The organism is Streptomyces tubercidicus (assembly GCF_027497495.1).
GTDB classification, from domain to species: Bacteria; Actinomycetota; Actinomycetes; order Streptomycetales; family Streptomycetaceae; genus Streptomyces; species Streptomyces tubercidicus.
The window spans coordinates 3572795-3597127 of sequence record NZ_CP114205.1; the positions used below are offsets into that span (position 1 = coordinate 3572795).

Sequence of the window (24333 nt, forward strand, 5' to 3'; positions counted from 1 at the left end):
CGGATCGTCCCGGATCCGCCCGCGCCGGAGAGCGGGATCACGGACAAGGGATCAGAACGGGAACTGCGACCGCCCGTGCTGGATGGAGATCCACTTGGTGGTGGTGAAGGCCTCCACCATCGCGTCGCCGTTCAGCCGCCCCACCCCGGAGTGCTTCTCGCCGCCGAACGGCACGATCGGCTCGTCGTGCACCGTGGCGTCGTTGACGTGGAACATCCCGGTGTCGATGCGCTTGGCGAACCGCACCCCGCGCTCGGTGTCCCCGGTGTGCACGGCACCGCTGAGCCCGAACGAGGTCGCGTTGGTCAGCCGCACCGCCTCCTCGTCCCCGTCGAACGGCACCAGCAGCACGACCGGCCCGAAGATCTCCTGCCGCAGCAGCGGGGAGTCCTCCGGCAGACCGCTCAGCACGCTCGGCGCGACCAGGGTGCCCCGGGTCTCGCCATGCAGGAGCGCCGAGGCGCCGTCCGCGACCGCACGGTCCACCAGCGCGGTGATCGCCTCGGCCTGGCCCTCGTTGATCAGCGGTCCGATATGGGTCTGCGGATCGGTCGGGTCACCCACCTTCAGCGAGGCGACCTTGGCCACGAACTTCTCGGTGAACTCCCGCTCCACGGCGCGGTCCACCAGCACCCGGTTCGCGGCCATACAGACCTGGCCCTGGTGGACGAAGCGGCTGAAGACGGCGGCGTCCACCGCGTAGTCGATATCCGCGTCGTCCAGGACGACCAGGGCGCTGTTGCCGCCCAGCTCCAGCACCGTGTGCTTGAAGTGGGCGGCGGCGACGGTCGCGACATGCCGGCCGACCTTCTCGGAGCCGGTGAAGGAGATGGTCTTGGGCACCGGGTGCTCGATCAGCGCATCACCGATCTCGGCGATGTCCGTGACGACCACGTTCAGCAGCCCGGCCGGCAGTCCGGCCTCCTCGAAGATCCTGGCGACCAGACCGCCGCCGCAGACCGGGGTGTTCTGGTGCGGCTTGAGGACGACGGCGTTGCCGAGCGCGAGGGCCGGCGCGACGGACTTGATCGACAGCAGGAAGGGGAAGTTGAACGGGCTGATGACGCCGACCACACCGACCGGCAGCCGGTAGAGGCGGTTCTCCTTGCCGTCGATGGGTGAGGGCAGGATGCGGCCCTCGGCGCGCAGCGCCAGCTGAATGGCCTCGCGCAGGAACTCCTTGGCCAGATGGAGCTCGAAGCCCACCTTGGCGAGCGTCCCGCCGACCTCCGCGGCGATCGCCTCGCTCAGCTCCGCCTCGCGGTCGTCGATGATCCGCAGCACGCGCTCGAAGACGAGCCGCCGGGTGTACGGATTGGTGGCGCCCCACTCCCGCTGTGCGCGCTCGGCGGCACGGTAGGCCAGATCGATCTCCTCTACCGTGGCGACGGGTATGGAGGTCAGTTTCTCGCCGTTGTACGGATTGAAATCGACGATGTCCCACGAGCCGCTGCCGGAGCGCCACTCACCGCCGATGAACTGATACGCCAACTCGTCGAAGTAGGACATGCCATCCCGATCTGGAGAACAGGGCGCTCAGGGCGCCGCATTGGGGGGTGCTGACTCCTGATGGTGCGCATCCTACCGACGCGTCACATCAGTTGAAGCAGCCCGCGCAAGAGGTCCCTGGTCTCGGCCGGATTCGGCCCCTCCTCCTGGAGGCGGTCCATCACCCGTGCGTACTGGGCGACTTCTTCGGGCTTGTCCACGTAGAGCGCGCTCGTCAGCTGCTCCAGGTAGACGACGTCCGGCAGACCCGACTCCTGGAAGCCGAGCATGGTGAACGCACCGCTCTCCCCGCGTGCCCGCCCAGACTGAAGGGCATCACCTGGAGCCGCACATTGGGGCGCTCGGACACCTCGATCAAATGCTTCAACTGCTCACGCATCACCGCGCGTTCGCCGTACGGGCGCCGTAGCGCGGCTTCGTCCAGCACACAGTGGAACTGCGCCGACCGCTCGGTGACCAGCAGCTTCTGGCGCTCCATGCGGAGCGCGACCCGTCTCTCGATCTCCGCGGGCCCGGCGTCGGGCATGCCCCGTCTGACGACGGCCTGCGCATAACTCTCCGTCTGCAACAGCCCGTGGACGAACTGGACTTCATAGACCCGGAGCAGCGATGTGGCGCCTTCCAGCCCCACATACGTCTGGAACCAGCCGGGCAGCACATCGCTGTAACTGTGCCACCAGCCGGCCACATTGGCCTCCCGCGCCAGGGAGAGCAGCGCCTCGCGCTCCTGGGCGTCACCGACCCCGTACAGGGTGAGCAGGTCCTCCACATCCCGTGCCTTGAAGCTCACGCGGCCCAACTCCATGCGGCTGATCTTCGATTCGGACGCACGGATCGAGTAGCCGGCCGCCTCGCGGGTTATCCCGCGCGATTCACGCAGCCGGCGGAGCTGCGACCCGAGCAGGATTCGCCGCACCACCGACCCGCTCGACTCACTTGCGGACACCTCTCAGACCCTCCTGTGACCCCACCCCGTCCAACAGTGGGCCGCAGTCTGCCATGTCCGGGCTTCGTTGAGTGCTCATCCGGTTACGGATACGTGAGGCCCCCGCAACCCCTCCACAAGAAGTGTGAGGGGAAATCCCCATCAAATCGGTGCGGGTCCCCGCAATCACGGCACGTGCACGTGCATCTGCCCTTGCATCTGCCTCGCGCTTTGGGAACCATAGGCGTCGCACGCATGCACGCTCGTGAAAGATCCGCCAGATCCGGCTGCCCGGCCAGGGTCATGACGTCCGCGAACGCCAGGAGTGCCTCGCATGGGGACCAAGGTTTTGACCATGCTCGAGCCGTTATGGCAGGGCTTTCCTCCCGTCGACCCGCCGGCCGTCTCCGGATCCGCCTCCCGCACGCTTCCGCCGCGCTATGAATCGGTGCGCAGCGCACGGGCGTTCACCCGCGAGACCCTGCAGGGCTGGGAGCTGGACGAGCTCTTCGACTCGGTCGCCCTGGTCGTCTCCGAACTCGTCACCAATGCCCTGCGGCATGCGATCCTCGCCGCCCCGGAGCACGCCGACGCCACACCGCCCGCCCGGCTCCATCTGATGCGCTGGTCCTCCCGGCTGATCTGCGCCGTACGGGACCCGAGCGATGACTCACCGGTCGCCGGTGAGGCGGACTCCGCCGCGGAATCGGGGCGCGGGCTGTACCTCGTGGACTCCTTCAGCGACAGCTGGGGCTGGCATCCGCTGGCCGGCGCCACACACGGCAAGATCGTGTGGGCGCTCTTCCGGCTCCCGTAGCCGTTGTGCACACCGGGCGTACCGCGATACGCGGTCGCCCGGTTGTCGTGTGCGGGCACTCAGTCCCGTACGAGATGGTCGAACTCGCCGTCCTTGATGCCGAGCAGCATCGCCTGCACCTCGGCGGGCGTGTAGATGAGCGCCGGGCCGTCCGGGAAGCGGGAGTTGCGCACCGCGATATCACCCCCGGGCAGCTTGGCGAACTCCACGCAGGAGCCCTGGGAATTGCTGTGCCGGCTCTTCTGCCATGCCACATCACGGAGATCTGTGGCGGCCATGCCGTTGTATGCGTGGGGCACAGGGGTCTCCCGGTGATAAATGGTGTCAACTGCCCGGGATCATAGCTGCGTTCACATGCGGATGCATGCGCAGATGCACGTGCACGACACCGGGTGCCGAGCCCGTCACAGCTCGTCGAGCACGGTCACCGGCCCCTCACAGACGGTCGACCACCGGCCACCGCCCCCTGACGCGATAGCCCGTCACCTGGTACGGATCGACCGAGCCGGGGCTCTCGGGCCCGAGGGAAAGACGTGTGCCACGCCCTCCGGGTTCCGCATCCGGGCACTCCGTCCGCCCGGCACGAGGGCGCCGCGGATCGGCCCGCCCCCGGACAAACGCAGGAGGCCCCCTACGCGTCGGACGTAGGGGGCCTCCTGCCTGTCACCGGACGACGGCCGTCACCGCGACGCGTAGGGCAGCAGCGCCATCTCCCGCGCGTTCTTGATCGCACGGGCCAGCCGGCGCTGCTGCTGGGCGCTGACGCGAGTGACCCGGCGGCTGCGGATCTTGCCGCGGTCCGAGATGAACTTCCGCAGCAGATCGGTGTCCTTGTAGTCGATGTAGGTGACGCCCGCCGCGTCCAGCGGATTGCGGCGGGGGGCGGGCGTCCGGCGCGGGTCGTGCCGTCGGGGCATGGGGAGCTTCCTTGTACGTGCTGGGGGCCGGTTCCGTGCGTACGGGCGCGGCCGGTCTTACGAAACGGGGTCGAGGAGTGCGTCGAAGGCGGGCGGCAGGCTCTTCCAGGCCGGCGGGCCGCCCGCGTACTCGGCATCGGTGAGGAGGCAGGAGTCCAGCAGGGTCCGCAGGCCGTCGCGGTCCAGGCCCGGCGAGGTGAAGACCAGATGCTGGGTGCGGTCACCGTGCTCGGGGTGCCAGTCCAGCGCGGCGGCGGCCCGGCGCACCGGCGGGACCATCTCCCAGGCGGCGTCCGGCAGCGAGGCCAGCCACGGCCCGGCGCTCTCCACACACAGCGCACCGCCGGCCGCGTCCCAGGACAGCAGCGTGTCCGGGCGGTCGGCCAGCCAGAACCGGCCCCGGCTGCGCGCGGCCGCACAGGTCAGGTCCTCCAGCGCGGTGTAGAGCCGCTCGGGGTGGAAGGGCCGGCTCTGCCGCCAGACCAGCGTGCCGATGCCCTCCGCGTCGGCCTCCTGCGGCAGCAGCGCACAGGCCGGATGCTGGCGGTCCGCGGCCGCGGCCACATCGAAACCGGCCAGCGCGGCGGCCGCCAACTCCCCGGATTCCACCGAGACCTGGTGGGCCATGGGGTGCAGCTGGTCGAGCAGCGCCAGGTCGGACGGCTCCGCCGGCTCCTCCCCCGTCGCGATCGCCAGCACCGGCGCGTACTCCAGCTGCCGCGCCCAGGTGTCGGCGACGGTGCGCTGGTCGGAGGCCGCGGCGGCGAGGCCCGCCTCCGCGAGGTCGTCACCGCAGCCCAGGTAGGCCAGCAGCAGCGCCGGATCGACGGCGGTGAGCACACCGGTCAGTTCGAGGTTCTCGCTGCCGCAGGCGCTGACCACCTCGGCCATCGCCTTGGGCTCGACGGAGTCCCACAGTTCGACGACCGCCAGCCGGCAGGTCCGGCCGGCGGCCAGCCGCTCCAGTTCGGGCACCAGGTCCTCGCGCAGCGCACAGCAGGCGCAGTCGTTGACCAGCGGTGCGTCACCGGTGTCGAGCGTGCCGCCGGAGTCCCGGACGGTGCGCCGCACGGTGCCTTCGGCGGCCGAGGCGAGGTCGTGATGGAGGGCGACACTGCCGGGCACGGTGTGCAGCAGCCGCTCGACGGCGGCCCGCCGCGCATCCGTGTGCAGGCCGCCCACCAGCACGACGCTGAGCCGCTCCATCAGCGGGCCCCGCCCTTGCCGTAGCGGCGCTCGAACCGCTCGACGCGGCCCGCGGTGTCCAGCACCCGGGCGGTGCCCGTGTAGAAGGGGTGGCTCGCCGAGGAGATCTCGACGTCGATGACGGGATAGGTCTGGCCGTCCTCCCACTCCACGGTCTTCTCACTCGTGGCGGTGGAACGGGTCAGGAAGGCGAAGTCGGCGGCCCGGTCGCGGAAGACGACCGGCCCGTAGGCGGGGTGGATTCCAGGCTTCACGGTGCTCAGCGCTCCTCTCGGAAGGCGACGTGCCGGCCGGCCACCGGGTCGTACTTGCGCAGTTCCAGGCGGTCGGGGTCGTTACGGCGGTTCTTGCGGGTCACGTAGGTGTAGCCGGTGCCGGCGGTGGACCGGAGCTTGACGACCGGGCGTAGTTCGTTGCGGGCCATGGGGTTAGTATACGGAAATGGTTTCCATTTTCAATAGGCCCTCACCTGGGCCGACGACCGAAGGGATCGCCCTGTGTCCGCCCACTGCCAGCTGACCGGCCGCTCACCCGGCTTCGGCAAGTCCATCTCCCACTCGCACCGCCGCACCCCCCGCCGCTTCGACCCCAACATCCAGCGCAAGCGCTACTGGCTGGCCAGTGAGGGCCGGCACATCCGGCTCACGCTGAGCGCCAAGGGCATCAGGACCGTGGACACGATCGGGATCGAGGCGGCCGTCGCCCGCATCCGCGCACGAGGAGGAAAGGTCTGATGGCCAAGCAGAGCAAGATCGCAAAGAACGAGAAGCGCCGCGCGACGGTCGCCCGCTACGCGGCACGGCGCGCCGTCCTCAAGGCCCTCATCCGCAGCCCGCACACCCCGGAGGAGGAGCGCACCGCCGCCCGCCGCGAGCTGTCCCGCCAGCCGCGGGACGCCAGCGCCACCCGGGTACGCAACCGCGACAGCGTCGACGGCCGCCCGCGCGGCTACCTCCGCGCCTTCGGCCTGTCCCGCGTACGGCTGCGCGAACAGGCACACGCGGGCTATCTGCCGGGCGTCCGCAAGTCCAGCTGGTAGCCGTCGCACCGGCCGTCCGGCCCCGGGTACCCCCTGGACCGGACGGCCGGACCGTTCGGGCCATACTGGACAGAACGTCCGCCGCCCCCGAGAAAGCGAGCACCGCCATGCTCCGCAACGCCTTCGAGCCCTGGCACCTGATCCTGATCATCGCGGTCCTGGTACTGCTCTTCGGCTCGCAGAAGCTGCCCGACATGGCGCGCGGCCTGGGCCGCTCGATGCGCATCCTCAAGTCCGAGGCGCGGGCCCTCAAGGACGACGAACGGACCACGGCGCCCACTACGGCCGAGGCGCCCCGTCAGGAATCCGCCGCCCGGCCCTGACGCCCGACACTGACACCGGGGCGCCGGCCCCTCAGTGGTCGCCGCCCTCGTCGATCAGCCGCCGCACCTCGCGGTCGATCAGACCCAGCCGGGCCTCCGCGACCAGCGGCACCGCACGCCGCTGCCGCCGCGCCTCGGCGAGATCGATCTCCACGGCGACCAGCGCGGGCTCCCACTTGGGCGCCTGCGCCACCACGGCACCCCGCGGATCCACCACCCGCGAGCCGCCCCAGAACGCCGCCCCGTGCTCATTGCCCACCCGGTTCACGAAGACCACCCAGCACTGGAGCATCTTCGCCGTATAGGACAGCAGGGTGTCCCAGTACAGACCGGTGTCCATCGCCTCCGGGTCCAGGCTCGCCGCGCTGTTGGTGGGGACGAACAGCACCTCGGCACCGTCCTGCACCGCCAGCCACGGCAGCGCCGGCTGCCAGGCGTCATTGCACACCAGCGTGGCCCCCCGGCCCCCGCTCCTGGCCCGCTTCAGCTCGTACGCCCGCAGCGACTGCCCCGGGCTGACGTGCTTACGCTCCTCCCAGGCCAGGTAGTTGGGCAGATAGAGCTTGCGGTGCGCATGCACCAGCTCACCGGCCGCGTAGTGGGCCGCGGTGTTGTACGCGCGCAGACTGGTGTGCTCATGGAAGCCGACCAGCACATCGGGGCCGCGGGTGCTGAGCTCCAGCAGCCGGGGGTCGTTCGCCCCCAGGGACTCATCGCGGCTGAGCGCGCCCAAGTGATAGCCGTGCAGGCTCAGTTCGGGGAAGACGACCAGGTCCGCGCCCTGCGCCGCCGCCTGCTCGATCTGCTCGCGGGCGACGGCGAGGTTCTCCCCCACGTCCCCCAGCACGCAATCGGTCTGCGCCAGCGCAATGAGCATGGCCCCACCTCATTTTTTGCGGCTTTCACCCCAATTTTGCCAGAGGCCGGAGGCAGCGGCACGGCCCAGCGGAACCACTGGTTCCGCCCCGCTTCAAACCCCCGGAAGACGGGTCCCCACCAATGAGCGAAAGAACGATCCTTCCCGTGCCGGACACGGGTTTCACCCGTTGATCCAGACGATCCGTCGTACCTCCCGCAGGGCCGCTTCCAGCCGCAGCTCCGCCCGGCGACAGCGGTACGACGGCCCACGGTCGAGCCGTCCGGCGATGCCGACGGCCGGCTCGACCGGGCGGCCGGGGCCGAGCGGCCCGCCGGACCCGCTCGGCCGGCCGCGGAACCCCCGGGGGCCGCCCGGCCGCCCGTACCCGGCCCGCCCGCTCACCGGCGTCGCGTATGGGCCCGGCGCAACAACAGCGCCCCGCCCACCAGCAGCCCGCCGCCGACCGCGGCCACCGCGCCCAGTTCCTCCGCCCCGGTGGCCGCCAGCAGCGCGGAACCCGCCGACGCCCCGGCCCGCGCCACCGCGCCCATCCGCTCCTCCTGCGCGGGCCGCGGGGCGGGCGCGGGAACGTGCCCGACCCCGTGCCTCGCCACATGCCCCGGCACGTGCTCCGCCGGCGCCGCAGCAGGGCGCCCGGCCCGCTCCGGGGCCGCCCGGTGCGCAGGGGCCGGTCGCCGCACCGGCTCCGCGCGGTGCTCCCGGTCCGGGGCCGTCCAGCGCACCCCAGGCGCCTGGTCCGCTCCCGGCGGCCGCTGGGCTCCCGGAGCCCCCTGCACCGGCGGCCGCGGAAACGCCCGCGCGGGCGGCGCACCGTTCCCGCACGCGTTGCCCATCGCCGGGTTGAGCGCCGCGCCCCCGTCCACCGAATTGCCACACGCGTTGACCGGGGTGTCCACGGTCACCTGGATGCTGTTCCCGGACAGCACCCCGGGAGAGTTCCTCGCTCCTCCCCCGGCTCCGGCGTCCGCGTACGCCGCGCTGCCGCTCGCGCCGAGCACACCCGACGCCGCCGCCACGAACACGTACGCCTTCAGGCTCTGTCGCATCTCTCATCCCTCATCTGCAGTCGTGGCGTACGGACCGCCGCCCGCACCCCACCCCCGTGCTGCTCGCACGACCGGGCGGCCGGCAGCGCATACGCGGCGCCGACCGCCCGGGGCGCAAGCGGTGGAACGGCCCGAGGCCGGTGGACGTCAGTGGTTGCCGACACCGTTCCCGGAGAGAACCGGGATGCCGTCGAGAATGTGCGACAGCGGCTCGTCGCCCTTGGCCTGCGTCGAGTTCTCGGTGCACTGCTGGTTCTGCGGGTTGGACAGGATGTTGATGTCCTGCGCCGCGAGCACGTGGAACACGTGGAAGAGGTGCTGGACGCCCACCTTGCCCAGCGCGAGGCAGGGCTGGTTCAGCGAGCCCTGGACCAGCCCGAGCTGGGGGCTCATCTTGCCGCGCGTGGTGGAGTTGCCGTAGACCGAGCGCGCCCCGTTTCCGTTGACCGTCTTGGTGCCCTCATGGTCACCGATCGCCATGGCCTGCGGAGCGGCCGCAGCGGAAATGCCGACCAACGACGCCGCCACAGCCGCGCCCGCGATCATCTTCTTCATCACGAAACCCTTCAGGAGAAGGAACTCCCGATACAGGAGCCCTATTTGAACAACCCACAGCACCGGATTGAGTTCTGCATCATCACCCGAATAGCGGCGCCGCTTCTCACCAATTGCCCAGACGACCACACGACTTGCCGTGCCGGACGACGCGGCACCCGTTACACGAATCAGGGCCTGCGATCCGACAAACGGTTCACAGGCCCTGATTCGTTACGGACGGCGTGCCAATGCCCTGGCAGCCCCATCAAACCCACAAGGGCATTGGCACGCTTCCCTCCACACATCATTCCTAACGATCCGGCCCACCGGAGTTCAGTCACGAGCGAATAACACTTCCGCCCCGGGGCCGGACAGCAGAAACCCGGGCCGCCCGGAAGAAGGAGGGCCGGGCGGCCCGGGTCGCACTCAGCCGGTCAGTGGTTTCCGGCGCCGTTGCCGGAAAGGATCGGAATGTTGTCGAGGATGTGCGACAGCGCCTCGTCACCCTTCGCCTGGGTGGAGTTCTCGGTGCACTGCTGGTTCTGCGGCGACGAGAGAACGTTGATGTCCTGCAGCCCGGCCAGGCCCCCTCCCAGGAGACTCTGGGCGGCCAGCTTGCCCAGGGCGATGCAGGGCTTGTTGAACGAGCCCTGAATCAGGCCGATCTGCGGGCTCATGTACCCATACGTGGTCGAGTTCCCGTAGAACTGCGCGGCGCCGTTGCCGTTGACGGAAGACGTTCCGTGGTGGTTTCCGACCGCCATCGCCTGGGGGGCAGCAGCGGCGCCCGCGCCGACAATGGACACAGCCGCGGCTGTGGTCGCCAGAACCTTCTTGATCATTTTGGTCCTTCGTGTTTCGGGATGCCCTTGGGCCGGGCAGCCTGCCCAACTCACAAGGATGTTTTTGGTTGTTCTCATTCACTCAAACAGCCGTGCGCCCTGCACCGAGTTTCCCGATCGGCGTTCCATCGCACCCGGCACCCGGAATGAGAAATGACCGAGGTGGACTGCCGTTCCAGGAATTACCGCCGGCGGACAAGTCCACGCCTCTCGCAACTACTTGAGCGGCAGCCCGCCGAGCAACGAGGACTTCTTTGCCACCCCGGAGACACCACGGAGCAGCTTCTTCGCGTTGGTCGACTTGACCTTGCCCGACGCGGCCTTGACCGTGTTGATCAGCGGCACGATCTGGTGGCCGTCCAGCTGCTTGTTGCTCAGCGCATCGGTCAGCCCGCCATTGAGACTCATGGACGGAGCGCCGGGCTGGGCGGCGAAAGCGGGGGCGCCGGCCGCCAGTGCCATGACGGAACCGGCAACAACCGCAGCAGACTTTGCGTACTTCACTTCAACTGTCCCTTCTCGGGCGGTGCTTTACGGTCCCGCGACATCAGCGCCGCGCGAGCAATCGCTTCACTGCTCGGATCACCGCTTTCAGCGTGACTAACGATTGCCTTCGTCCGGAGAAACCCTGAAGTGGTGCCCTTCTCGGCCAATCCGCCCTAAAACTCAGCGCGTTATGCGCGTGTCCATCGAAGGCGAAGGCGACCGGCCCCGGTGCACAGTCCGCGCACCAGGGCCGGGTCACATGGACACAGCTCGAATTCCTTCGAGTCAGTGGTTCAGGCAGGTGTTGCCGAACGCCGGGTTCAGCAGAGCAACGATGTTGATGGTGTTGCCGCACAGGTTCACCGGGATGTGCACCGGAACCTGAATGGCGTTTCCGGAGAGGACACCGGGGGAGTTCTTGGCACCGCCCGCGGCACCCGCGTCGGCGAACGCAGGCGCTGCCGAGCCCACCGCCATGAGCGTTCCGGCAGTGATCGCTGCGACCTTTGCGTACTTCACTTTCAGCCCTTCCTTGCAGCGGGTCCGTAGCGAACACGACCATCGTGTCGCTCGGGCGCTGAGCTGCTCGCCCGTAACGCCGCTGACGATATTGGTAACGAGTTGCCCTCAGGGACGAAACTCTCGCCCGGAGGTTTTCGGAGGAATCGCCCGATGGGTGCATGACCGTTTCGGGAGATTGCCACCATGCATACGACGCGGAAAAAACACCGGAGTTCGAACGGACGAGGCACCCGCCGAATGCGAATTCCTGCCCGCAGGGGGAACGCGAAATTCCGTCCCTACGGTTCGTGACGGGGTGCCGCAGGCCCCGGACCGCCCTTGGAACGAGAGCCGGCGGTCCGGGCCTGCGGCCGACGGCCGGCTCAGTGGTTGCCGACGCCGTTGCCCGACAGGATCGGGATCTCGCTGAGGATGTGCGACAGCGGCTCGTCGCCCTTCGCCTGCGTCGAGTTCTCGGTGCACTGCTGGTTCTGCGGGTTGGACAGCACGTTGATGTCCTGCACGGCGAGCGCGCCCCACACCCAGGCGAGACTCTGGGCGCCCACCTTGCCCACAGCGAGGCAGGGCTTGTTCAGCGAGCCCTGGATGAGCTCCAGCTGCGGGCTCATGTGGCCCACGGTGGTGGAGTTTCCGAACGCGCTCTTGGCGCCATTGCCGTTGACCGTGGACGTGCCGTGGTGGTTCCCGATCGCCAGCGCCTGGGGCGCGGCCGTCGCCGAGATTCCGACGACGGACGCGGCTACAGCCGTCGTGGCCAGGACCTTCTTGATCACGATTTACCCTTCTCGAAGCGGAGTGCCCGTATCCGGAGCGCACTGGTCAACTCGCTTCTGGGAGTGCGGTTTCGCCGTTTCACCCGAATGCCACGAAACCATAGATACATATCACTGCGGCCGGACAACAACATTGCACGGTGCAGCGCACTTTGCACGGCAAAGGCCGGTACGAATTGTTCGTACCGGCCTTTGCCGTGGGGCGGGCCGACCGAATGCGGCCGGACCTCAAGAGCTCTACGCTGATCAGGCGTTGAGGCAGGTGTTGCCGAACGCCGGGTTCAGCAGAGCAACGATGTTGACGGTGTTACCGCAGACGTTGACCGGCACATCGACCGGCACCTGGATGAGGTTGCCGGAGAGGACGCCGGGCGAGTTCTGAGCAGCTCCCGCCGAACCGGCGCCGTACGCGCTGGCCACACCGGCTCCGCCCACTACGGCGACGCCCGCGGCAGCGGACAGGACGGCGGCCTTGGAAACAAACTTCACGGTGAACCTCTTCACTGAGCAGCAAGCGGAAATCCATACGCGCCGCTTAGAGCGACAAGCTGCTCAACTCATCAACAGGCGCAAAAGTAGCGGTTCATTCGGGTGAATGGGCGGGGGTGGATCCGGGGTGGAACGGCCTCTTGGGGAGAGGGGTTTATCCGTGCACGCGTGGCCTCAATCTGCCGTCCTGCAAAGCAGATTGTCGGTTGTGTGTGTGGGGGGGGTGGGTGCGTTGCGGGCGGCGGGCGGTGGACTTCTGAAGGTGCCGCGTGCATAGATGCGGGTCCCGCAGGTGGCGCCTTGGTGAACTCGCAGATTTTATAGGGAAGTTGAGGATTCTTGAGTATTCTTACCGAATAGCCCTCCTTGTAGAGGGCGTTCGGGGCGGGACAGTGATCGTCGGCACGGCGACCGGGGCTCAGCGGGGGTGCGGCGGTGTGGCACGGCCGGGTTTAGCGGGCGGCAGCGGCCGATACGGCAAGGGTCATCGGGCGGCTACGCAGTGTCGTTTGTGCTGGTCAGGGCGATTGTCAGACCCTGGTGCGAGACTCATGAGCATGAGATGGGCGGTGGTGGAGACGGGCGACGGGGGTGCGCGTCTCTGCCCGCTCGCCCAGGACGGCCGGCCCGCCGGGCCGGTGTTGCAGGAGTCCTCGCTTGCGGAGGCGGTGCGCTCTCGGCCCGAGGTCGAGCGGTGGGTGTGGCGGTCCACGGCGGAGATCTACCGGCGGCTGCTGGCGGTGGGGGTGCGGGTCGAGCGCTGCTATGACGTGGAGGCCGCGGAGGCGCTGCTGATCGGCCATGAGGAGGGCCAGTCCGGCCAGCCGCGTTCGCTGGCCGCCGCCTGGGCGCGGCTCCACGGGCTCCCCGTTCCCATGGACGCGCCCGTCCGTACGGCCGAGACCCAGCCGTCGCTGTTCGACCCGGGCCCGGTGCCGCTGCCGCCCGGCGCGGACGAACTGACGGCGCTGCTGGAGGTGTACGCCGGCCAGGTGGCGCGTGCGGAGCAGGCCGAACACCCGGACCGGATGCGGCTGCTGCTGGCTTCGGAGTCCGCGGGCATGCTGGTCGCCACGGAGATGGGGCGGGCCGGGGTGCCCTGGCGGGCGGATGTGCACCGTGAGCTGCTCGACGGGCTGCTGGGCGGGCGCTATCCGGGCGGGCTGGAGCCGCGCCGGATGGCGGAGCTGGCCGATGAGGTGTCCCGGGCGTTCGGGGAGGGTGCGCGGGTGCGCCCGGATCTGCCGAACGACATCATCAGGGCCTTTGCCCGCGCCGGGATTTCCCTCACCTCGACCCGCAAATGGGAGCTGCAACAGATCGATCACCCCGCGGTGGCGCCCCTGCTGGAGTACAAGAAGCTCTACCGTCTGCACACCGCCCATGGGTGGGCCTGGCTGCAGCAGTGGGTGCACGACGGCCGCTTCCGCCCCGAGTATCTGCCCGGCGGCACGGTCTCCGGCCGCTGGACCGCCAACGGCGGCGGCGCGCTGCAGATCCCCAAGGTGATCCGGCAGGCCGTGCGCGCCGATCCGGGGTGGCGCCTGGTGGTGGCCGACGCCGACCAGATGGAGCCGCGGGTGCTGGCGGCGGTCTCCCGGGACCGGGGGCTGATGGAGGTGGCCGGCAGCGGTGAGGATCTGTACGCGGATCTGGCGGCCCGTGCGTTCGGCGGGGACCGCGCGCGGGCCAAGCTCGGTCTGCTGGGCGCCATTTACGGCCAGACGTCCGGCGACGCCCTCAAGCACATGGCCGATCTGCGCCGCCGCTATCCGGCCGCGGTGGCGTATGTGGACGACGCGGCGCGCGCGGGCGAGGAGGGCCGGCTGGTGCGCACCTGGATGGGCCGCACCTGCCCGCCCGCGTCCGTGGTGCCGCCCGATGATGCGGGCCTGCCCCAGGAGGAGCCCACGGGGTACGGCAGCAGCTCGGCGGCCGCCCGTGCCCGCGGCCGGTTCACCCGGAACTTCGTCGTCCAGGGCAGCGCCGCCGACTGGGCGTTGCTGATGCTGGCCGCGCTGCGCCACGCCCTGTGGGAGGGCGGACTCCGCGCCGAGCTGGTCTTCTTCCAGCACGACGAGGTGATCGTGCACTGCCCCGCGGAGGAGGCGGCGACAGTCTCCGGCGCGATCACGGCGGCCGCCGATACGGCGGGGCGGATCGCCTTCGGCGAGACTCCGGTCCGCTTCCCGTTCACCACGGCGGTGGTGGAGTGCTATGCGGAGGCGAAGTGAGGGGCGGTGGGGCGGGGCGTCCCCACTGCCTGTCTTTCTGCCTCTCTGCCTGTCCGGCGGCCCGGCGGCCCGCCAGTCTGTGTCCCCCCGCCTGTCCCAGTGCCTGCCTGTCCCTACCTGCCCGTCTCTCCGCCTGCCCACCTGCCCGTCCGTCGTGAATGAGGAGTGCCCCGTATGAGCGTTCAGCCCGAGATGCAGCGCCGGATGGCGATGGCGATGCGGGTGCATCCCGAACTCCGGGCAGCCTTTGAGTCGTTGCCGCAGTTCTCCGATCCGTACGAGGACATCGAGGGCACGCGCAGGGGGTTCCACGAGATGCTGGCCGCGTTTCCGGCCGACCGTACGGGCGTGGACAGCGAACGGTTCGAGATCCCGCGGGCGGACGGCAGTGCGTTGACGGTCGAGGTCTACCGTCCGGAGGGCGGGGCGGGCACCGGCTCGGGAGGGGACGCCGTACCGGGGCAGGGTGCCGCATCGGGGCAGGACATCGCGCGGGACGGGGAGGCCGCCGCGCCTGATGGGGGTGGCCACGCCTTGCCCGCCGTACTGCACTTCCACGGTGGCGGGTACGCCCTCGGCCGGTCGCTGCCGGGGCAGGACCGCGCGGCGATCGCGCTCTGCCGAGAGCTGCCCGCCGTCGTCATCACCGTCGAATACCGCCTCGCGCCGGAGCACCGCTATCCAGCCGGGGTGGAGGACTGCTATCTCGCGTTGGAATGGGCGGCGGGGCGAGCCGGCGAGCTGGGCATCGATCCCGCACGGATCGCTCTCACCGGCAAGTCGGCGGGCGCGGGGCTCAGCGCCGCGGTCGCCCTGATGGCCCGGGACCGCGGTGGCCCGGCGATCGTCCATCAGTCGCTGTGCGTCCCGGATTTGGACGACCGGGTCGGGGCGGACGAGGCGGCGGAGGCCGAGGGGGCCGTGACGGCACGGGGGACCACCGGGCGGAGCGTCCAGCGGGCGTGGAAGCACTATCTGCCGGAGGGGACGGGCGTGGCGGATGCGTATGCCGCGGCGGCGCGCGCCACCGACCTGTCGGGGCTGCCGCCGGCCTATGTGCTGGTCTGCGATCTCGATCCGATGCGCGATGCCGGGCTGGCGTATGCCCGGCGGCTGATGGACGCCGGGGTGCCGGTCACGGTCCGCAATGTGCCGGGTGCCTGGCACGGGTTCGAGCTGTACGCGCCGGAGACCCGGGTGGCGAAGGAGATGACGGCTCACTGGACGGGGCAGTTGAGGGCGGCGCTGTATCCGGTGATGGGGTGAGACGGGTGTGGGCCGTGGGCTGAGCCGGGTGCGGGCCGTGGGTCTGAGGCGGGTGTCGGCACCCGGCCCGAGCGGAGCGCCGAGGTTCAGTCCGTGGCGCCCGGCCCCTCGGAGCGCGGGGCCGCGACGCCCGGTGCCTCGGCATCCGGTGGCTCGGCGCCCGAGGCCCCGCCGCCCGGTGGCTCGACGGTGGAGATCAAGCCACGGGTGATCCGTGTCATCGCCGCTACGAGCGGCTCACGTGGCTGGTCGGGGCGATCCAGCCACCACAGGGCGAGCCCGTAGAGCGCGCTGCGGATCGCCTCACCGAGGGGCTCCAGCTCGGCCTCGGGGATACCGGGCACGAATTCGCGGAGCAGCGCCATGTCCGTCTCGCGCTGCCGGCGCTGCAGCTCACGGTGGAACGCCTCCACCTGAGCGTCCCCGGTGGTGTCGCGGAACATCATCCGCCAGGTGTACGGATGGCTCTCCACATACCCGAACCAGGCGTCGTACATCGCGATCATCCGCGTGCCCAGATCGCCCTCGCCGTGCAGGAGTTCGCGGACCGGGGCGGCGGCCAGCTCATCGCGGTGCCGCTCCAGCAGGGCGAGGTGCAGCTCCTGCTTGGAGTCGAAGTGGCGGTAGAGCATCGGCTTGCTCAGGCCCGCCCCGGCGGCGATCTCCCCGATGGTCGTGCCCGCGAAGCCGCGCTCGGCGAACAGCCGGGCCGCGGTGTCCTCGATACGGGTCCGGGCCTCCGCGCGCGCTACGCGGCTCCGGTCGATCTCGCTCATGGGTCCCCTCCCTGCGGTCTGGCTTATTTCGGTGGTGAATTCGGCTCGCCATTGTCCTTGCGATGAAGGATACTAGGTCGTGTACCGCTTGGTATACGCATAAGTAACGTTCGGGAGCGGGGGCTCATCGTGATCTTTTCCGTACACATCGCCGACGTCGGCGTGCGCGCCGTGCGCACCGTCCTTCGTGAGCGGCCACGGCCGGGCGAGATCCCCGGCCTCCGGTATGCCGAGACCGCGCTCACCGGCGCCATCGCGGCCGGACCGCCGAAGGTGCGCCCCGGCCGCGCCGCTCTGCTCGCCTCGTGGGACGACGATGCCGCGCTCGACCGCTTTCTCGCCGAGGCTCCGCTGGCGCGGCGGCTGGCCGGTGGCTGGCATGTGCGGTTGCGGCCACTGCGGTTCTCCGGTTCCTGGGGGCCGATGCCGGTCGAAATCGAGCCCGGCGCCGCGGGGGACGCGACGGACGGGCCGGTCGCCGTGATCACCCTGGGGCGGCTACGACTGCGCCGCGCACTGCCGTTCCTGCGCGCCAATTCCCGAGCCGCCGGCCGCGCCGCCGCCGACCCCTCAATGACCGCTTCGCTCGCGCTGGCCCGACCACCCCGCTTCGTCGGCACCTTCTCCCTGTGGCAGAGCACATCGGCAATGCAGCACTACGCCTATGGCTCCGCCCTGCCCGAGCACAAGGACGCGATCAGAGACCACCAGACAAAGCCGTTCCACCATGAGGCCGGTTTCCTTCGATGCCGCCCCTACGGCGCCCAGGGCAGGCTGAAGGGGTGGGAGCCGGTATCCGCGGCCGCCAGGGGCCCATGCATACCTTGAGCCGCGTCTGCGGGGGCGGCATGTGGCCGATGGGCGGTACGGGTTCGAGGGACGGCACGGGTCCGACGGGCGCACGGCCCCACGGGCGGCCCTGGGCTCGCGGGGTGCCCTGAGCCCGCGGGGTGCACGGGGCCCACGGGGATGCATAGGGCCAATGGGCGAAGGGGGTCCCACGGGGGTGGGCCCGCTTCGCCCGTGGCCCGCGCCGCGGGTCCGTGGCCGGCATGGACCAGCCCGGCCGCTTGTGCGGCGCCGTCCCCAGCCATGTCGTGCCGTCTCGGCGCCGTGCAGTGCCGTCCCGGCCGTGCAATGTTGTCCGGGCCGTGCCAGCCGCGCCGTGCTGTGCCGTCCCCTGGAGTTCCCTCTGGTACGCCCTAAACTCCCCGGCAGGCCAGCGACGAGCCACGGTCGGCGGTCGGCGGTCGGCGGTCGGCGGTCGGCGGTCGGCGGTCGGCGGTCGGCGGTCGGCGGGGCAACGTCCGTGCCGCAAGGGGGCCACTGGGGTCCGTACCCGGGGCCAGGGCTCGTCCTCTCGGGGAGGGGCTTTCCCAGGAGGAGCGGAACGCGCTTCAATCCCTGGACGGGCGAGAAGAGTTGGCGGCGGAGGGAGTCGGCCGGATGAGTGCCGGGACCGGGATGAGCGCAGGGTCGGATCGGCCGGCCGAGGATGGCGCGGGCGCAGGGGCGGGCCTAGGGGCGGACGCTGACGCGGACACGAGCCCAGGCGCTGGCACAAGCGCTGACGCGGACGCAGGCGCAGGTGCCAAGGCAGGCGCCGGCAGGGAGGCAAGCCCTGGTGCCGAGGCAAGCAATGCCGGGGAGGCAAGCAATGCCGGGGAAACAGGCGTTGGCGGGGAGGCCGGAGTGGGCGTAAGCGGTGGTGGGGTGGAGCGGGTTAATCCGGGGCATCTTGCGCCGCCGACGGGGTTCAGTCATGCGGTGCGGGCCGCCCCGGGCACTTTGGTCTTTCTCGCCGGGCAGACCGCTCTCGACGGGGCGGGCCGGATCGTCGGTGACGGCATCGTGGAGCAGTTCGAGCGGGCGCTGACGAATCTGCTGGATGTCGCGGCGGCGTCCGGCGCAGGCCCCTCCGACCTCGCCAAGCTCACCGTCTTCGCCGTCGATGTCGCGGACTACCGTCGGCATGCCCGCGAGATCGGGCGGGTGTGGAAGCGTCTGGCCGGCGGCGACTATCCGGCGATGGCCGTGATCGGTGCCACCCGCCTTTGGGATGAGACCGCCCTGGTCGAGATCGAAGGAATCGCCGTCGTCCGCTAGGAGCATGTCTCAGGAGCAGGCAATCGGCGGCTGGGCATGGTCACCGCGATCAGCATTGCGTAATTCGAGTGTGGTTCGGTCGTCCCGCGTGGTCTCCTCGCTGCCATGGGTGATCTTGTGACAGCGCGGCTCGTGCTTCATCCGATGACCGTTGGCGAAGCGGAGCGAGTGCTGGCGGGTGGGTCGGATGGGAGCGCCCGGTGGGGGCCTGGATACCCCACCGATGGGGACAGATCGGCTGCCAGGCGCTTCCTGGGAAATTGCGCGAGCATCGGTGATCCCCAGCCGTTCGGCACCTATGAGATCCGGCGCCGCGAGGACGGTCAGGCGATCGGCGGCATCGACTTTCACGGGCCCGTGGACGAGGACGGCAGTGTCACCATCGGCTACGGCCTCATCCCGTCGGCGCGAGGCAAGGGGTATGCCTCCGAAGCCCTCGGCGGACTGCTGCGGTTCGCGCGGGCACACGGCGTCGCCCGTGTGAAAGGCGACGCCGACCACGACAACATCGCGTCCCAACGGGTCATGATGGCGGCCGGCATGCGGCCGGTCGGACAGGACGAACGCGTCAGGTACTTCGCGATCGCTTGGAGCGATGCGACGGCGACGGCGACGGCGACGGCGACGGCGACGGCGACGGCGGATGCTGACCCATCCTGCTAGCTCCCCTCCCCCCGCACACCAAAGGCGCCCGCCCCGCCGGTCTCCCGGTGGGACGAGCGCCCTTGGTGCTGTTCGTGGACGTAGGCCCAGTACGCCCAGTACGCCCAGTACGCCCGTACACCCCGTACGCCCCGTACGCCCTGTCCTGGCGCGTTGGTGGTGTTACCCCGTTGGGTGTGGAGCGTGGCCGGTTAGGTGCGGGTGCGGGCCATTCCTACCGGGTCCTTCTTGAAGGCCCAGGTCATCTTGGGTTCCATCGCCCAGCGGAAGGTGCGCTGGATCGGTGGTGTGCACAAGAGGGTGACGACGGTGCCGGCGATCAGGGTCAGCAGGACGGCGCCCCACGGGGTGTGCATCCATGGGTTGTCGTACCAGTCCCAGAAGCGGGAACCCTTGGCGAGGAAGCCGTGCAGCAGGTAGCCGTAGAGGGTGCCCGCGCCCAGTGCCGTGCACCACATCGTGCGGCCCGGAATCCAGGCGAAGAAGCAGGCGACCAGCACGAGGGAGCAGCCGAACATCGCCAGCGTCATCACCGCGCCGCTCCACCACGGGGCGGCGAGTTCCTGGGCGGCGTCGCGGTGGTAGAACCACGCGGCGTTCATCCTCGGGGCCGCCCAGTACGCGAAGACCAGCGCGGCCGCGAAGACCGGTACGGCCAGGATGCGCGCCTTCTTGCGGCGTACGAGCTTGAAGTGCTCTGGCCGCAGCGACAGGCCGATCACGAAGAACGGCAGGAACTGCAGCACCCGTTGGAGGTCCATGTCGTCGCCGATGTCCGGGGACAGTGACGCGAGGACGGCGATGGACAGCGCCAGGGGGACCGGCCAGCGCACGATCTTCCACAGCGGGGTGGTCAGCCGCCAGACGAACAGCGCCAGCAGGAACCAGGTCAGATACCAGGGGTCCGTCAGGCTTATCGGGTAACCCGGATCGTCGTCCGCCCACTTCTTGAAGAGCGTGTAGGCGACTTCGAAGAGGATGTACGGGACGGCGACGCCGGTAATCAGCCGCTGCAGCCGGTCCTTGCGCATATCGAAACTGCGCGAGAAATAGCCGGAGATGATGATGAACGCCGGCATATGGAAGGCGTAGACGGTGATGTAGAGCGCCGCGGCGGTGCGGCTGCCGTCGCGGAGCGGCTCCCAGGAATGGCCCATTGCCACCAGCACGATGGCCAGATACTTCGCGTTGTCGAAGAACGCGTCGCGTGGCTTCGCCTTGGCATCGGCCTTGGCGTCGCTCTTGGCGTCGGCCTTGGCGTCGGTCTTGGTGCCGGTCTGGGCATGGCTGTTGGCGTGGCCGCTGGGCTTGGCGGGGGAGCCGGTGCCCGGGGCCGGTCGGCCGGACGTCGCCACGTCAGGAGCCGGCGCCGCCGGTGCCATCGTTGCCGTCGCCGTGGCTCCGCCGGTCTCCGGGCGCGCCGGTGTGGCCGTCCGGTTCAGCGTGTCGTGCGACATCTGCCGCGGCGGGGGAAGCGGCACCCGTCGATCGCCGTACGCCGGAAATTCGTTGTTCAAGGAGCCTCCCGAAAGGATCCCAGGGGAGGAGCTGGACGCTGGCCCGCGCCGGGCCGCAAATCGGAACCCAAAAGCCAAATCCTGCGTCTTAGTTCTTTTACGGGGAGTGTGGCGGCGTCGAACATCTCAGGCACCTTAGCCCCGCGGCGGGAATCACGTAAATCCCCGCCGGTCGCGGCCACACACGGAGCATCCGCCCTCCACAGCTCCTTCACGCGCCGCGGACGGCGGGACGGGCCGCCGCCCGGCCCGGCACCCCGGGAGATCTGGACAATGCTGCCTCAATCTCCGGCCGTTGCCCGCTATTCAATAACACCTTCGACCCCTCTGGCCCGCACGGACCGGGCGGTCGTGTTCTTCGCCACGTCCCACGCATAGACCTCCAACCGGCGGCCGTGCGGCCCGCGCAGCCGGTGGACGGCCGCCAGCCAGCGTGAACTGAGCGCGGAGACACGGGGGTTGATCTGGTCGGCGAACCGCGCATAGCGCGCCAGTTTCCGCACATCGGGCGCCCCGAGAATCCCGGTACGCACCTGCGGCGCCAGCTCATGGACGGTTTTTACGCACCGCACACAGAAGCTCTGGACCACCAGCCGGCTCCGGACATGGGCGCGATCCAGCCACCCCCGTGCCCGTAGTTCCCGGAGGACCTGCGCCTCGATTCCGGGGTACTTCTCGGGGGCCTTGATCTCCAGCAGAAGGCGTTGCCCGTTATGGTCCAAACGACGCAAGTAGGCGGCGAGGGTGGGCACCCGCTCCCCCTTGAAGCGCCTGCCGAACCAGCTGCCGGCGTCCAGGCGCGCAATCTCGGCGGCGGTGAAATCCCCGACCCGCCACGGTGCGCGCCCGGGGAACAGCCTGGCGGCGTCCGTCGTCCGCCGCAGGGTGGTGTCGTGGAGCACCACCAGGCGGCCGTCCTTGCTCCGCTGTACATCGTTCTCGACCCATATGAATCCGCGGCGGTGGGCGGCGTCGACGGCGGCGAGCGTGTTCTCGGGGGCGTAGCGGGAGGCGCCGCGGTGGGCGATCACCCGGGTCGCGGCGGTGCCGGGGCCCGCCCGCGCCCCGCTGATCAGGGCGACATCCGCGAACTCGTCCGGCCCGGACGTCAGCGCGGACGACGCCACCGCGGCCGTCAGCAGGAAGGCGATACCGGCAGCGGGGATCCGCAGTGATCTCCGGTGCATGCGGCAGCCTCCCGGTCCGCTCACCCGACGGCGCCGAGCGCGCCGGGCATGCCGATGCCCCCTGAGGCCCTTCCTCCCGTTCAGGAATGCCGCTGTCTCCTCAACATGCCGGGGTCCTGTGTGCCCCGCCAGGTGAGCGGGCGGCGGGCAGGCGGGCTCCCGTGATCGCCTGCGGGCGCCTGGGGTCGCGTTTTCGCAGGTCAGGGGGTCGGGGCGAGATGCGGGGCGGGGCGGGGCGGCGAGTTTCCGGGCGGCCCGCCATCCGGGCGGTGGGCGGCCGTGCCTTGCGGCAGAATTCCTGTTCGTGACGATTCGCTTATTGATCGCCGACGACCAGGAGATGGTCCGCCGGGGGATGCGCCGCATTGTGGAGAGCCAGCCGGACATGGAAGTGGTCGGTGAGGCGGCGAACGGTCTGGACGCCGTGGCGATGGGGCGTGCGCTGAAGCCGGATGTGGCGCTGGTGGACATCCGGATGCCGCGGATGGACGGCCTGGAGGTGACCCGGCGGCTGGCCGACCCCGCGCTGGCCGACCCCGTCCGGATCGTCGTCGTCACCACCTTCGACCTCGATGAATATGTCTATCCCGCGCTGCGCTTCGGTGCCTCGGGGTTTCTGCTCAAGCGCTCGGGGCCGACGCTGCTGATCGAGGCGGTCCGGGCGGCGATGGCCGGGGACAGTCTGATCAGCCCGTCGATCACCGTGCGGCTGCTGGAGCATGTCACCGGCCCGACGGGCGGCCGCCGGGCCCGCCGTCGCGAGGGGGTGCTGACCGAGCGGGAGGTGGAGATCGCCGGGAAGGTCGCCGAGGGCAAGACCAATGCCGATATCGCCCGGGAGTTGTTCATCTCCGCGGGCACCGTGAAGACCCATGTGGCGAGCGTCCAGCGCAAACTTCAGGTGCGTAACAGGGTCGGAGTCGCGGTGCGGGCCTGGGAGTTGGGATATGCCACGGGGCGGACACCGGGGTGAGGGGCGAGGAAAGCGGGGCGGGCGGGGAGGGCGGCCGTCCGGTGTGGCGTGGATGGCGGCGGCGGGGGTGGTGTGGTGCGGCCGCGGCGGCGATGCTGCTGCCTGCGCTCGTCTCGCCACCTGGGGCCTGGCTTCCGGCAGTTGTGGCGGCGCTGGCGCTGGGCGTGGCGATATCAGGGTGGCCGGTGGGCCGGGTCTCGCTCGGGCGGGCGGCGGGCGGGGTCGCGGTGCTGTCGCTGGTCGCGGACGGCGTCTCCTTCGGGAAGGCCGGTCTGGCGCTGCTCTGGCTTCCGTTCGAGGCCGTCGCTCTGCTCGTCCTCCTGGAGCGGGTGGTACGCCACGTGCCGGGGGCGCGGGTGGGCCTGGTCGGCGGGCTGACCGGGGCCGCCGCGGTACTGCTGCCGCTGCGCTTCACCCTGCACGCCCCGCAGACCGGGATCCGGGAATCGGTCTTCCTGGCCGCGCTGGCCTTCGTCCCGGCCGCCGTTGCGACGGGCGTCGGGCTGTATCTGCGGTCGCTGGACCGTCGGCGGGCGGATGCGGTGGCGCTGGCGCGGCGCGAGCAGCGGCTCGAAGTCGCCCGCGATCTGCATGACTTCGTGGCGCATGAGGTGACCGGGATCGTTCTGGAGGCCCAGGCGGGCCAGTTGGACGGCGAGGACGGCGGGCCCGTGGAGCAGCGCGCGCTGTTGCAGCGCATCGAGCAGGCCGGGCTGCGGGCGCTGGACTCCATGGACCGGACGGTGGCGACGCTCCGGGAGGCGGAGGGCCGCGCCTGGGAGGAGCCACCGCCCACCCGGCTGTACGGGCCCGCCGATCTGCCGGAACTCCTCGACCGCTTCGGCGCGATGACGGCGGCCGAGGTGACGCTGTCCCTGGAGGACGAGGTGGCCGGCGCGCTCTCACGGGAGGCCGGGGACACCGCGTACCGCGTGGTGCTGGAGGCGCTGACCAACGTACGGCGGCATGCGCCGCGGGCGGGGCGGGTCGAGGTGTGCGGGGTCCGGTGCGCCGACGGGGGCGTGGAGGTCTCGGTCACGGACGGTGTGGAGCTGTCGGTCACCGGTGGCGCGGGGCCCGACGCGCCCGCCGCCCCCTTCCCCGTCCCCCTCCCCCACGCCCTCCAGGAGCCGGGCGGACGGCCGGGCGGCGGCACCGGCCTTGCGGGCCTCGCCGAGCGGGTGAGCGCCGTCGGGGGCGTCCTGGAGGCGGGCCCGTACGGGCAGGGATGGCGGGTCAGTTGCCGGCTGCCGGGGCCCGCCGTTCGGTGACGGGTCGGTGACGCCCTCCACACCCCGCT

At 70.4% G+C, this 24333-nt stretch carries 29 protein-coding genes and 1 pseudogene; 11 read left to right on the top strand and 19 right to left on the bottom strand.

Annotation, left to right across the window (positions count from 1 at the left end; genetic code table 11):
• Positions 1-51 precede the first annotated feature (51 nt).
• Complete coding sequence (locus STRTU_RS15345) at positions 52-1509, bottom strand: aldehyde dehydrogenase family protein (RefSeq protein WP_159744043.1); 1458 nt, start codon at positions 1507-1509, stop codon at positions 52-54.
• A gap of 83 nt (positions 1510-1592) precedes the next feature.
• Positions 1593-2455, bottom strand: a pseudogene (locus tag STRTU_RS15350) (helix-turn-helix domain-containing protein).
• A 313-nt stretch (positions 2456-2768) separates the two neighbouring features.
• On the opposite strand from STRTU_RS15350, the gene STRTU_RS15355 reads away from it, so the two are divergent.
• Entirely contained in the window at positions 2769-3251 is a 483-nt protein-coding gene (locus tag STRTU_RS15355) for an ATP-binding protein (RefSeq protein WP_159744044.1), read from the top strand.
• Positions 3252-3310: 59 nt separating this feature from the next.
• Here STRTU_RS15355 and STRTU_RS15360 read toward each other — a convergent pair whose 3' ends face one another.
• The 5 genes from STRTU_RS15360 to rpmG all read right to left on the bottom strand — a co-directional run bounded on the left by STRTU_RS15360 (position 3311) and on the right by rpmG (position 5798).
• Positions 3311-3550, bottom strand: a complete 240-nt coding sequence (locus STRTU_RS15360) for a DUF397 domain-containing protein (RefSeq protein ID WP_018090081.1) — start codon at positions 3548-3550, stop codon at positions 3311-3313.
• 381 nt (positions 3551-3931) lie between these two features.
• Positions 3932-4168, bottom strand: coding sequence for a 30S ribosomal protein S18 (gene rpsR / locus STRTU_RS15365; RefSeq protein ID WP_159744045.1), 237 nt, complete (start codon positions 4166-4168; stop codon positions 3932-3934).
• A 57-nt stretch (positions 4169-4225) separates the two neighbouring features.
• Positions 4226-5374, bottom strand: coding sequence for a CobW family GTP-binding protein (locus tag STRTU_RS15370; RefSeq protein ID WP_159744046.1), 1149 nt, complete (start codon positions 5372-5374; stop codon positions 4226-4228).
• Positions 5374-5628 (bottom strand): type B 50S ribosomal protein L31, encoded by a 255-nt coding sequence (locus STRTU_RS15375; protein ID WP_159744047.1) that lies wholly within the window; start codon positions 5626-5628, stop codon positions 5374-5376. Before STRTU_RS15375 ends, STRTU_RS15370 begins: the two co-directional genes overlap by 1 nt.
• Before the next feature lie 5 nt (positions 5629-5633).
• Positions 5634-5798, bottom strand: a complete 165-nt coding sequence (rpmG, locus tag STRTU_RS15380) for a 50S ribosomal protein L33 (RefSeq protein WP_006604069.1) — start codon at positions 5796-5798, stop codon at positions 5634-5636.
• Between the two features lie 73 nt (positions 5799-5871).
• Between rpmG and rpmB the strand changes: the two genes are divergently transcribed.
• The 3 genes from rpmB (at position 5872) to tatA (ending at position 6736) form a co-directional block, all read left to right on the top strand.
• Positions 5872-6108, top strand: coding sequence for a 50S ribosomal protein L28 (gene rpmB, locus STRTU_RS15385; RefSeq protein ID WP_159744048.1), 237 nt, complete (start codon positions 5872-5874; stop codon positions 6106-6108).
• Positions 6108-6413, top strand: a complete 306-nt coding sequence (gene rpsN, locus STRTU_RS15390; protein ID WP_159744049.1) for a 30S ribosomal protein S14 — start codon at positions 6108-6110, stop codon at positions 6411-6413. The genes rpmB and rpsN overlap by 1 nt, the downstream gene beginning before the upstream one ends.
• Before the next feature lie 107 nt (positions 6414-6520).
• Positions 6521-6736, top strand: coding sequence for a Sec-independent protein translocase subunit TatA (tatA, locus tag STRTU_RS15395; RefSeq protein ID WP_159744050.1), 216 nt, complete (start codon positions 6521-6523; stop codon positions 6734-6736).
• 31 nt (positions 6737-6767) lie between these two features.
• Here tatA and STRTU_RS15400 read toward each other — a convergent pair whose 3' ends face one another.
• From STRTU_RS15400 to STRTU_RS15440, 9 genes are all read right to left on the bottom strand, one after another.
• Complete coding sequence (locus STRTU_RS15400) at positions 6768-7613, bottom strand: nitrilase-related carbon-nitrogen hydrolase (protein ID WP_159744051.1); 846 nt, start codon at positions 7611-7613, stop codon at positions 6768-6770.
• Between the two features lie 162 nt (positions 7614-7775).
• Positions 7776-7997, bottom strand: a complete 222-nt coding sequence (locus STRTU_RS15405) for a hypothetical protein (protein ID WP_159744052.1) — start codon at positions 7995-7997, stop codon at positions 7776-7778.
• Positions 7994-8662: a chaplin gene (locus tag STRTU_RS15410; RefSeq protein ID WP_159744053.1), complete on the bottom strand. Its 669-nt coding sequence runs from the start codon at positions 8660-8662 to the stop codon at positions 7994-7996. Before STRTU_RS15410 ends, STRTU_RS15405 begins: the two co-directional genes overlap by 4 nt.
• 147 nt (positions 8663-8809) lie before the next feature.
• Positions 8810-9217, bottom strand: coding sequence for a rodlin (locus STRTU_RS15415; protein ID WP_159746973.1), 408 nt, complete (start codon positions 9215-9217; stop codon positions 8810-8812).
• A gap of 416 nt (positions 9218-9633) precedes the next feature.
• On the bottom strand, positions 9634-10041 hold the full coding sequence (locus STRTU_RS15420; RefSeq protein ID WP_159744054.1) for a rodlin: 408 nt from the start codon (positions 10039-10041) through the stop codon (positions 9634-9636).
• A gap of 216 nt (positions 10042-10257) precedes the next feature.
• A complete protein-coding gene (locus STRTU_RS15425) occupies positions 10258-10449 on the bottom strand; it encodes a hypothetical protein (RefSeq protein ID WP_269777361.1) in 192 nt (63 codons plus the stop codon).
• A 363-nt stretch (positions 10450-10812) separates the two neighbouring features.
• A complete protein-coding gene (locus tag STRTU_RS15430; protein ID WP_159744056.1) occupies positions 10813-11046 on the bottom strand; it encodes a chaplin in 234 nt (77 codons plus the stop codon).
• A gap of 365 nt (positions 11047-11411) precedes the next feature.
• Positions 11412-11822, bottom strand: coding sequence for a rodlin (locus tag STRTU_RS15435; RefSeq protein WP_159744057.1), 411 nt, complete (start codon positions 11820-11822; stop codon positions 11412-11414).
• Between the two features lie 246 nt (positions 11823-12068).
• Complete coding sequence (locus tag STRTU_RS15440) at positions 12069-12311, bottom strand: chaplin (RefSeq protein WP_159744058.1); 243 nt, start codon at positions 12309-12311, stop codon at positions 12069-12071.
• Positions 12312-12862: 551 nt separating this feature from the next.
• Between STRTU_RS15440 and STRTU_RS15445 the strand changes: the two genes are divergently transcribed.
• Both STRTU_RS15445 and STRTU_RS15450 read left to right on the top strand, forming a co-directional pair.
• Positions 12863-14545 (top strand): bifunctional 3'-5' exonuclease/DNA polymerase, encoded by a 1683-nt coding sequence (locus STRTU_RS15445; RefSeq protein ID WP_159744059.1) that lies wholly within the window; start codon positions 12863-12865, stop codon positions 14543-14545.
• A gap of 174 nt (positions 14546-14719) precedes the next feature.
• Positions 14720-15811: an alpha/beta hydrolase gene (locus STRTU_RS15450; RefSeq protein ID WP_174878872.1), complete on the top strand. Its 1092-nt coding sequence runs from the start codon at positions 14720-14722 to the stop codon at positions 15809-15811.
• 86 nt (positions 15812-15897) lie between these two features.
• Here STRTU_RS15450 and STRTU_RS15455 read toward each other — a convergent pair whose 3' ends face one another.
• The gene (locus tag STRTU_RS15455; RefSeq protein WP_246240565.1) at positions 15898-16587 is read right to left on the bottom strand and encodes a TetR/AcrR family transcriptional regulator; all 690 of its coding nucleotides are present in this window, start codon (positions 16585-16587) and stop codon (positions 15898-15900) included.
• A 129-nt stretch (positions 16588-16716) separates the two neighbouring features.
• Between STRTU_RS15455 and STRTU_RS15460 the strand changes: the two genes are divergently transcribed.
• From STRTU_RS15460 to STRTU_RS15470, 3 genes are all read left to right on the top strand, one after another.
• Entirely contained in the window at positions 16717-17415 is a 699-nt protein-coding gene (locus tag STRTU_RS15460; RefSeq protein ID WP_159744060.1) for a spheroidene monooxygenase, read from the top strand.
• Between the two features lie 864 nt (positions 17416-18279).
• The gene (locus STRTU_RS15465) at positions 18280-18693 is read left to right on the top strand and encodes a RidA family protein (RefSeq protein ID WP_159744061.1); all 414 of its coding nucleotides are present in this window, start codon (positions 18280-18282) and stop codon (positions 18691-18693) included.
• Between the two features lie 105 nt (positions 18694-18798).
• A complete protein-coding gene (locus tag STRTU_RS15470; RefSeq protein ID WP_159744062.1) occupies positions 18799-19356 on the top strand; it encodes a GNAT family N-acetyltransferase in 558 nt (185 codons plus the stop codon).
• Between the two features lie 191 nt (positions 19357-19547).
• Here the strand turns inward: STRTU_RS15470 and STRTU_RS15475 are convergent, their stop codons facing one another.
• Both STRTU_RS15475 and STRTU_RS15480 read right to left on the bottom strand, forming a co-directional pair.
• Positions 19548-20873 (bottom strand): acyltransferase family protein, encoded by a 1326-nt coding sequence (locus tag STRTU_RS15475; RefSeq protein ID WP_246240568.1) that lies wholly within the window; start codon positions 20871-20873, stop codon positions 19548-19550.
• Between the two features lie 302 nt (positions 20874-21175).
• Positions 21176-22060, bottom strand: a complete 885-nt coding sequence (locus STRTU_RS15480; protein ID WP_159744063.1) for a glycerophosphodiester phosphodiesterase — start codon at positions 22058-22060, stop codon at positions 21176-21178.
• A gap of 304 nt (positions 22061-22364) precedes the next feature.
• On the opposite strand from STRTU_RS15480, the gene STRTU_RS15485 reads away from it, so the two are divergent.
• Both STRTU_RS15485 and STRTU_RS15490 read left to right on the top strand, forming a co-directional pair.
• Positions 22365-23033 carry a response regulator gene (locus tag STRTU_RS15485; RefSeq protein WP_159744064.1) on the top strand — a complete coding sequence of 223 codons (669 nt, stop codon included), beginning with the start codon at positions 22365-22367 and terminating at the stop codon, positions 23031-23033.
• A 92-nt stretch (positions 23034-23125) separates the two neighbouring features.
• Complete coding sequence (locus STRTU_RS15490) at positions 23126-24304, top strand: sensor histidine kinase (RefSeq protein ID WP_159744065.1); 1179 nt, start codon at positions 23126-23128, stop codon at positions 24302-24304.
• Positions 24305-24333: the final 29 nt, after the last annotated feature.